This is a genomic window from Dolichospermum sp. LEGE 00246, assembly GCF_015207865.1.
GTDB lineage: Bacteria > Cyanobacteriota > Cyanobacteriia > Cyanobacteriales > Nostocaceae > Dolichospermum > Dolichospermum heterosporum.
The window spans coordinates 1-9268 of the sequence record NZ_JADEWA010000196.1 but is presented as its reverse complement, the minus strand read 5'-3'; the positions used below and the strand labels follow the sequence as shown (position 1 = coordinate 9268).

Sequence of the window (9268 nt, the reverse complement as noted above, 5' to 3'; positions counted from 1 at the left end):
ACAAGGTGGGGGAGGGAAGAACAGAAGTTTTTTCCGATCATTACCCGTCAAAATAAATTTGACAGACTACTAGAGGATATATTCTCCATAAGTAATTGGACAAAAACATTTACAGTCATTGCGAGCGAAGGGAAGCAATCGCAACCCTGGCGATTGCTTCATTTCACTTCGTTCCATTGGCAATGACATTGTGTAATTAATTCTGTCTCACTACTTACTTTGTGTTAGTCGTCAATTACCTATTTTAAAGTTCCCAAAACAGGTGTTAACTCAGTCGCTGGAATCTGCGGATTTAAGAATCCACTCGCATAAATATGAGGATTGGTTTGGGAAATAATCGTATAAGATTGGCGAACATGAGCATTGACAGCTACAGTTTTTGCATCATACATTTGCATAGCCACCTTGGGGTAGAAACCAATACCAATAATCAACACCAGAAAACAGGCAGCAATAAACACTTCACGGGGTCTGGCATCACTATATACAGTTTCCGTTGGTAAAAGGCAATCTGTACCAAAACAAGCCGTTCCTTCATCTTCCTGATTTTCTAAATCAGCATTGTTAATATCGCAAATCAGGGCTGCACTAGAACCATAAAATACTTCACGCAGCATAGAAAGTAGATAAATAGGTGTGAGGATAACTCCCACAGCCGCTAGGAAAACTGTGACGGTGCAGAATGTAGAGGTGTAAACATCACTAGTTGCTATTCCCACGAAAACCGAAAGTTCACCAACAAAGCCACTCATTCCCGGTAAAGCCAAAGATGCCATAGCCCCCATTGTAAACAGGGCAAACACTTTTGGCATGGCTTGACCAATACCGCCCATTTCTGCCATCATCATCGTGTGGGAGCGATCGTAAGTTACACCAGCCAAGAAGAATAACACGGAAGCAATTAAACCATGTGATATCATCTGCAACATTGCACCGTTGATACCCAAATCGGTGAAAGAAGCAATTCCTATTAATACAAAACCCATATGGGAAATTGACGAATAAGCCAAACGCCGTTTCATATTCCTTTGGGCGAAGGAATTTAAAGCACCATAGATAATGTTGACAACACCGAGAATAGCCAGAACGGGCGCAAAGTAAACGTGAGCATCGGCAAGTAAGTCAAGATTCAGGCGAATTAGTCCATATCCGCCCATTTTCAACAGCACACCCGCCAAAATCATGGATACTGGAGAAGATGCTTCACCGTGAGCATCCGGTAGCCAAGTATGCAAGGGGAAAATCGCCAATTTTACACCAAAGGCAATTAACAAACCCGCATATAGTAGGAGTTGCAGGGTGAGGGGATATTCTTTCTGTGCGAGTTCTGCAATATCAAAAGTGACATTTCCGCCGCCATATAGCCCCATTGCTAGGGCTGCTACCAAGATAAATATAGAAGCTGCTGCGGTATAAAGTAAAAATTTTGTAGCTGCGTAGCGTCGTCGTTGTCCACCCCAAATACAAACTAGTAAATATACGGGGATTAGTTCGACTTCCCACATAATGAAAAATAACAGCAAGTCTTGGGCGACAAATACCCCAACCTGTGCAGAATACAACACAAGCATGAGAAAATAGAAAAGCTTTGGTCTGCGGTCAACTTGCCAAGCTGAGAACATCGCCAGTGTGGTAACAAAGCCCGCTAAAAGTACCAACGGGGCGGAAATACCATCCACAGAAACAGCCCAGTTTAAGCCCAATTGGGGCATCCAGACATAATTTTCTACCAGTTGAAAATTCGCATTACTGGCATCGTAATGTTGCCAAAAGGCACAACACATTAAAATAAAGTCGGCAATACCTACGCCCAGTGCATACCATCTGACGAGTTTGCCATCTTTATCTGGCAATACAGGGATGAGAAAAGATGCCAGGAGGGGAAATAGGACAATTGCGGTAAGCCAAGGAAATTGAGCCGCTATCATGTCAATAGGAAAAAATACTTATTGGTTAATGATGTTATTGTACTAAACTTTTTAACAATTTCTTTATAAGTTTTTACCTCAGTTTAGCATAAGAGAATATATACCTAAATAAATCTTATGCTTAGGATTGAGTAGATTGAAACGTTTTCCTTTGTCTCCCCGATGATTTAAAATAAGGTATTAGACGTACTGTTAAATCAATGACTGAAATTCAATTGGCTAAAACAGGTCTTGATAATCGAGATCAGTACCTCTGGTTAGAGGAGACAATCCTAAAACTCAAGGCGCGAGATTTTCACGGTTTGGATGTGGAACATTTAATTGATGAGATGGAAATCTTGGCGAGTAGGGACAGGGCTGAGGTTGAAAGCCGCCTAATTGTGCTATGGGTGCATTTATTAAAACGGATTTATGTTAATAGTGAATATGATAATCGTGGATGGGAAGTGACAATTCGAGAACAACGTCGTCAGTTAAGAATTCTTCTCAAACAATCCCCTAGTCTGAAGCGATATTTTACAGCAGTATTAGATCAAGCTTGGGAAGAGGCGCTGATGGAAGTTATGGAAGATTATCCTAGTTTTCAGTTTCCTGATGTGTGGGAGTTTAGTCTGAATGTTGATGCGCTTTTGAGTGAGAAGTTTTGGGATTTTGTTGGGTAGAAAAGTGATTTTTTTGCACGCAGAGGCGCAGAGTCGCAGAGAGTTTTAAACTTTCCCTTCTTTCTACCCAACCTACTTTTTTAGAAGTTACTAAAGTTAGTAATTGCTTCTGTGATCTTATTCACAACTTCATCTACAGTTATGACTCCCAATTCCCCAGAAGCACGGGTGCGGATACTCAAGCTGTTGGCTTCTACTTCCTTCGCACCAACCACCGCCATGACAGGTATTTTATCCTTTTCGGCGTTACGAATCAACTTACCCAGGCGATCGCCACTCAAATCCACTTCCGCCCGAATCCCTAACGCAACCATCTTTGCTGCCACTTCTTTGGTAAAATCTAACTGAAGATCACCTACAGGTAATAACCTGATTTGCACAGGTGCTAACCACAAGGGAAAATCACCCGCGTACTCTTCAATCAAAATCCCAATTAATCGTTCTAAAGAACCAAATGGTGCGCGGTGAATCATTACCGGACGTTTGCGCGAACCATCTTCAGCCACATATTCTAAATCAAACCGTTCAGGTAAATTATAATCTACCTGCACCGTTCCCAATTGCCATTCTCGTTCCAAAGCATCACTGAAGATAAAATCTAGCTTGGGTCCATAGAAAGCCGCTTCCCCAATGCCTTCAAAATGCTCCATTCCCAATTGTTGCACAGCGCGACGAATCGCCCCTTCCGCTTTATCCCAAACTTCATCCCCACCAATATATTTATCACTGGCTGGGTCACGGAAACTCAATCTGGCTTTAAAATTCTTCAATTGCAGACTTTTGAAAACGCTCAAAATCAAATCTACAACATTCAGAAATTCGCTGTCTAACTGTTCAGGAGTTACAAACAAATGAGAATCATCAACCGTAAAACCGCGCACCCTGGTTAAACCCCCCAATTCTCCCGACTGTTCATAACGGTAAACCGTGCCAAATTCCGCCAACCGCATCGGTAATTCCCGATAAGAGCGTAATTCACTCTTGTATATTTGGATATGAAAAGGACAATTCATCGGTTTCATGACAAAACCCTGTTCTATGGCTCTTGCTTCCTCATCTTCAGCCATCAAAGGAAACATATCTTCCTTATATTTCTGCCAATGTCCCGATGTCTTAAATAAATCAACCCTAGCAATGTGGGGAGTCACCACAGATAAATAGCCCCGTTTTAACTGCTCTTTTTTGAGAAAGTCCTCTAAAATCGTTCTTAACAAAGTTCCTTTCGGAGTCCACAAAGGTAAACCAGGTCCGACTAAATCGGAAAAGATAAATAATCCCAGTTCTTTACCCAGTTTACGATGATCACGGCGTAAAGCTTCTTCCTTGCGGCGTTTGTACTCAGCTAATTGTTCGGGAGTTTCCCAAGCCGTAGCATAAATGCGCTGTAACTGGGCTTTGTTTTCATCTCCCCGCCAATAAGCACCAGCAACGCTTTCTAATTCTATAGCTTTGGGATTTATTTCGCTGGTATTTTCCAAATGGGGACCAGCACACAAATCCCACCATTGATCTCCCAAATGGTAAATCGTGATGGGTTCTTGTTTAATATCAGCCAGAATTTCTAGCTTATAAGGCTCTTTAATAGCTTCAATGCGGTGTTGTGCCTCTTCGCGGCTGACTTCTTCCCGAATTAATGGCAATTTGCGATTAATAATCTTCACCATTTCTTTTTGAATGGTTTTCAAATCCTTATCGCTAAAGGGTTCTGGACTATCAAAATCATAATAGAACCCGTTTTCAATCCAAGGACCAATTGTGACTTGCGCCTTGGGAAACAGCTTTTGTACTGCCATTGCCATGATATGGGAAGCTGTATGGCGAATCTTTTTTAAAGTTTCTGATTCGCTGGTACGGGGTAAATAGATTTTTTCGACTGCTTGGGTTTCTTGATTTGGCGACATTGGCTGTTAAACTTTTGGCGAAGTGTTAAAAATAAACTTGACAAAAAATATCTTTACAAAATAAATAATAGTCCACTGGCTATGGTTTCTCCTAATTTAGCTCAATCACAGACTTCTGGTGACATACTCCACATACTCCCTTGCGCCTTGGGGTACGCTTACGCTTCACAGACAACTTATTCAGCAAACCCTATATATAGCAGGGAACACAGTTGAAAGTCTTTTGGTTTACGGTTTTTTAGGTAAATGTTGGATCTTATTTCCACTGCATACCGCTATAGCAGTTTTAATTCTTTCTTCTTTCTGACTCCTGAATGATTTATTCCTTTAGAGGTATCCAGGCTTACTCCCAAGGAGCTTTACAAATTTATTGCCAAATTTATATAATTGTGCTTCAGATACGAAGTTACAGATTTACAAGGTTTTTGATGTGAGAAGTTGTCAGTAACCCAGCCCTAAAGGGACTTGGCTTGCAAGAGTAATCAAGCAAGCCGTACTGACCAGACCACCCTGAGTTTACTCTCATGGTAGCCGTTATTTGAGTCACGACACCCCGGAATGCGTTGCTAGTTCCCTGCTCTGTCGCTTGTGATTAAACAGTTCTAAGGTCACTGGAACAGTGTTGCAAGCTCAACAAGCTCTTATAACAGGTCGTTCGCGCAGCGTGCCGGAGGCATCTAGCTAACATTACCCCAGAAATGGGAGTTGGTTTCCAGATTCCAATCAAAAATCTGGTTTCAATTTTAATATCCACAGCGGTTAAAACCGCTCGTGTCGTTTCCCTCTCAGGTCTAAAGACGCTGAGTTTCCCACTTACCGGGTGTTCTTATGACAACTAGCGATATTATAACCAAGGTGGACTATCTCCGCATCAGTTTAATTGATCGCTGCAATTTTCGTTGTCAATACTGTATGCCATCAGGTGCAGAACTTGATTATATTGTCAAGGAACAATTGTTAACTGATGAAGAACTGCTTACCCTCATTCAAGAAGTATTTATCCCTGTCGGTTTTACCCGCTTTCGCTTAACTGGTGGTGAACCTTTACTCCGTCCCCACTTAGTTGATTTAGTTGAAAAAATTGCTCATCTTCCCCAAACCGAAGATTTAGCAATGACTACAAATGGGTTTTTACTCGCTCCTATTGCTCAAAGCCTCTATGATGCAGGTTTAACAAGAATTAATATTAGTTTAGACTCTTTAGATCCACATATATTTGAAGAAATTAGCGGTAATCATGGGCGTGGACGTTGGCAACAAGTATGGCAAGGTATCCAAACTGCGTATAATGTAGGATTTGACCCATTAAAACTAAATGTGGTAGTAATTCCTGGTGTTAATGACCATGAAATTTTAGATTTAGCTGCTTTAACTATTGATAAACAATGGCACGTCCGATTTATTGAGTTTATGCCTATTGGGAATGAAGACTTGTTTGGCGATCGCGGTTGGGTATCTTCAGCCGATTTGCGTCAATCAATCCGTGAGCGTTGGGGCTTGACAGAATCCCAAATTCGTGGTAATGGACCGGCTGATGTATTTCAGATTCCTGGAGCTAAAGGTACAATAGGATTTATTAGCCAAATGTCAGAATGTTTTTGCGATCGCTGTAATCGGATGCGTTTAAGTGCCGATGGTTGGCTACGTCCCTGCTTATTAAACGAAACAGGTCAAATTGACTTAAAAACTGCTTTACGTGCTGGCATTAGCACCACCGACTTACAATCACAAGTCAGACAAATTTTAAATATCAAATCAGAAATCAACTTTAAGCAACGCGACTCTGGTACTGTCGGCACGTACACCCGTACCATGTCGCAAATTGGCGGTTAGTCAATTAAGCAAATTTTAGATTTTAGATTTTGGATTGTAGATTCAAGGAAAAACAATTCCAATCCAAAATCATAAATCCAAAATCCAAAATTGTCTTACGCTTGACGTGAGTAGTATTCCACCACGAGTAGTTCATTAACTTGTAGTGCTACCCATTCCCGTTCAATTACACTATTGACCTTACCAGATAACTTGGTTTTATCAAACTCTAGATGACTAGGCAGGTTAGCTAAACCGGGATATTGCAAGTTAGCTTCCACCAACTTCTTAGAAGCTTCTCTGTTTCTCACAGCGACTTCTTCACCAGGACGGCATTGATAGCTGGCAATATTTACTGGTTTGCCATTAACAGTTACATGACCGTGATTTACCAATTGACGGGCGGCGGGGATTGTCGGAGCCATACCCATGCGGAAAACCGTATTGTCCAGGCGCATTTCTAACAATTGCAGCAACACCTGTCCTGTAGAACCAGCTACTCGTCTAGCTTTACGGACATAACGCAGCATTTGTTTTTCAGTTAAACCGTAGTTCATGCGGAGTTTTTGCTTTTCCTCTAAACGGATAGCATACTCAGAGCGCTTTTTACGGTTTTGACCATGTTGTCCAGGGGGATAAGCACGTCTAGCACTCTTGCGAGTTAAGCCTGGTAATTCGCCTAAACGACGGACAATTCTGAGGCGGGGTCCTCTATATCGGGACATGAGTTTCCTTAATTTAATCCTTCTAAAATTTTATTCAGACCTACCATTATGGCATAGTTCCCAAAAGCATAGACATTTTATAGCTAAATTGTCTTTTATTTACCGCTAATATTCACAAGAAATCAATCCCTTGAATTCACCACTTTTCGGTGGATTTTTGGGGAAAAGCACCGACATTCTTTGATGGTAGAAAATTGGGACTAGATTCTACGGTAGCATAACCTTGGTGGAATCGAAACCGGTTATGTTAACAAGCGAAAAAAATGAGTAACTTTGGGAACAAAAAAAACAATTATTCCTTCAGAGGATTTACAGCATCATTTATAACTATAGGTGGATTACTAATCGGTAGTTTACCTACTCTGGCTGTTACCGATTCCTACGAGAATGACTATCGAGTTTGTGCTGCCCAACTTTTGAGTGTGGGAGTTACAGCTACATCAGCATCTCAAAGTTGTGCTTCGGCAATTCGCCCACGAGAGTTATCCTCATGTGTAGCAAAAATTCATAAGCTTACACAAATCACACCTGTGGATGCCCTTTCTTCCTGTCGTCAGAGTCGCAGTCCACAGGATTTAGCAACCTGTGTAGTTAGCATTAGTAAAAGTTATCAGGGTTCAGAAAATCTAGCTACCTTAACATCCTGTGGTCGCAGTTTGTTACCAGTAACCTTTGCTGAGTGTGTAGTTGGTTTACGTCGGGAAATTGATTTGAGTCCTGTTCAAGCATTAAATACTTGTATTAGTGCCAGTGAAGGATCTAGTGGTTTTGGTGCCGTGTCTACAAAGCCATTGGGTTTTAACCCCAAGCCGGAGACTTTCGCCTTGACCCTCAACTCCCATGAGTAAATAGATTTACAACGTAGGGCTGGTAAATATGCCACCCTACGCAACATAAAAATTTTGTTTTCTATTCATCTTTATTACCAACAACCATCTGTAAGATCATCGGAACTCCGCCTTCTTTGTGATATTTATCACCCCAAGACCGAATAATTTCATCTAGTTCCTCCATTGCTGGCTCAATCCAATCAGGTGGAATATCCAATTCTTCCACAGCCCGCATTGTGTTTGGTTTGCGCTCTGCCCAATATTTCATCATGCGGAAATACCGAGCCGTGTCCTCGACCATTGTATATGTACGTTCTTGGTCATCGGCTGGAGCATAGAACGGACGGGTGAGAGCATAAAAGGGCATTCCCCAGGGACAATCAATGCGTGTTACCGTTCCTGAATACAGTAAACGACGCTTAATATGTTCGGCTAATGCTTCACTCAAGGGCATCTGATGGCTAGGGGGTAGGTCTTCCTGCGATCGCTTATGAAGAAAGTCAATTAACTCCATAAATTCAAAAGAGGAGACTAACTTCGCATCAGGAAGATTGTCTGGGAGCTTTTGCTCAATTTGTTTTTTTTCTTCACTGGTCAAACTCGTACCGGGGACGCGGGATCTTCCTGGTATCCAAGGATACTTTTCCATCCAAACATAGGGAAGTTGGATCAGATAGCGCGGTTCTTGAGAACCCAGCATTTTTAGCAGTTTGCCCTCGGTTAAAGCAAGTCTTACTTCTTCAACAATGATTTTTACTCGTTTCGGCTCAAGGTGGTGCAAATGACCAGTCATTCGCAGATTTTGACCTTGCTCTAGATAAGTCATGTAAATTGCACACTTGGCTGCTGTTGCGGCTGCATCTAAAAATGCTCCATGCCTATGGCCACTTGTACGCATGGCACTAAATGCCAGATAAAGCATGATCTGATCCATCGCACTAGGTCCAAGACGCTTGATCAGATCGATGTCGTTGGTCATATTCTACAGACGGATAAATGGCTTGTTTACAAGTGTGATATTGAAATCAGACTAAGAATTATACACCCAGTTGGACACAAATATTTTAAATCTAAACCTAAAAATTACTGTTTGACTCGGGAATTTTTAGGCGGTAAATACTGAGGGTGTAAATTGATAGTTTCTCACATCGGACTAACTAGCCCCTTCCCCTGGTAAACTCAAAGACTTTAGATACTCAGGGTGTTGGGATGCAGGGGTATAGGGTAAGACGGAGGAACGTTAGATTGATTTACATTTTGTATCTAACAACTTATCATAACTGCCTATTTCTGAAATATCCATATATTTTTACAAGAATTTTTTTAACAGGAGTCAGGAGTCAGGAGTCAGGAGTTAGGAGTCAGGAGTCAGAGAAAAAAGAAAATTCTCCACCCCCCTCCCAACTCCCC

The 9268-nt window shown here is 41.6% G+C and carries 7 protein-coding genes and 1 pseudogene; 4 read left to right on the top strand and 4 right to left on the bottom strand.

Features of this window, described 5'->3' with window-relative positions; translation table 11 throughout:
- Positions 1-186, top strand: a pseudogene (locus tag IQ228_RS26650) (hypothetical protein); the annotation flags it as partial.
- 53 nt (positions 187-239) lie between these two features.
- Here the strand turns inward: IQ228_RS26650 and IQ228_RS13995 are convergent.
- Positions 240-1928 (bottom strand): NAD(P)H-quinone oxidoreductase subunit 4, encoded by a 1689-nt coding sequence (locus IQ228_RS13995; RefSeq protein WP_193963206.1) that lies wholly within the window; start codon positions 1926-1928, stop codon positions 240-242.
- A 200-nt stretch (positions 1929-2128) separates the two neighbouring features.
- Between IQ228_RS13995 and IQ228_RS13990 the strand changes: the two genes are divergently transcribed.
- Complete coding sequence (locus tag IQ228_RS13990) at positions 2129-2590, top strand: DUF29 domain-containing protein (RefSeq protein ID WP_027403348.1); 462 nt, start codon at positions 2129-2131, stop codon at positions 2588-2590.
- A gap of 80 nt (positions 2591-2670) precedes the next feature.
- Here the strand turns inward: IQ228_RS13990 and thrS are convergent, their stop codons facing one another.
- Entirely contained in the window at positions 2671-4491 is a 1821-nt protein-coding gene (thrS, locus tag IQ228_RS13985; RefSeq protein WP_027403350.1) for a threonine--tRNA ligase, read from the bottom strand.
- A gap of 846 nt (positions 4492-5337) precedes the next feature.
- Here thrS and moaA point away from each other — a divergent pair.
- Positions 5338-6324, top strand: a complete 987-nt coding sequence (gene moaA / locus IQ228_RS13980; RefSeq protein WP_053541238.1) for a GTP 3',8-cyclase MoaA — start codon at positions 5338-5340, stop codon at positions 6322-6324.
- A gap of 95 nt (positions 6325-6419) precedes the next feature.
- On the opposite strand, the gene rpsD is transcribed toward moaA, so the two are convergent.
- On the bottom strand, positions 6420-7028 hold the full coding sequence (gene rpsD / locus IQ228_RS13975) for a 30S ribosomal protein S4 (protein ID WP_027401392.1): 609 nt from the start codon (positions 7026-7028) through the stop codon (positions 6420-6422).
- Positions 7029-7291: 263 nt separating this feature from the next.
- Here rpsD and IQ228_RS13970 point away from each other — a divergent pair, with 263 nt between their 5' ends.
- Entirely contained in the window at positions 7292-7876 is a 585-nt protein-coding gene (locus tag IQ228_RS13970) for a hypothetical protein (RefSeq protein WP_051424238.1), read from the top strand.
- A gap of 61 nt (positions 7877-7937) precedes the next feature.
- Here IQ228_RS13970 and hetR read toward each other — a convergent pair whose 3' ends face one another.
- On the bottom strand, positions 7938-8837 hold the full coding sequence (gene hetR / locus IQ228_RS13965) for a heterocyst differentiation master regulator HetR (RefSeq protein WP_027401391.1): 900 nt from the start codon (positions 8835-8837) through the stop codon (positions 7938-7940).
- Positions 8838-9268 lie beyond the last annotated feature (431 nt).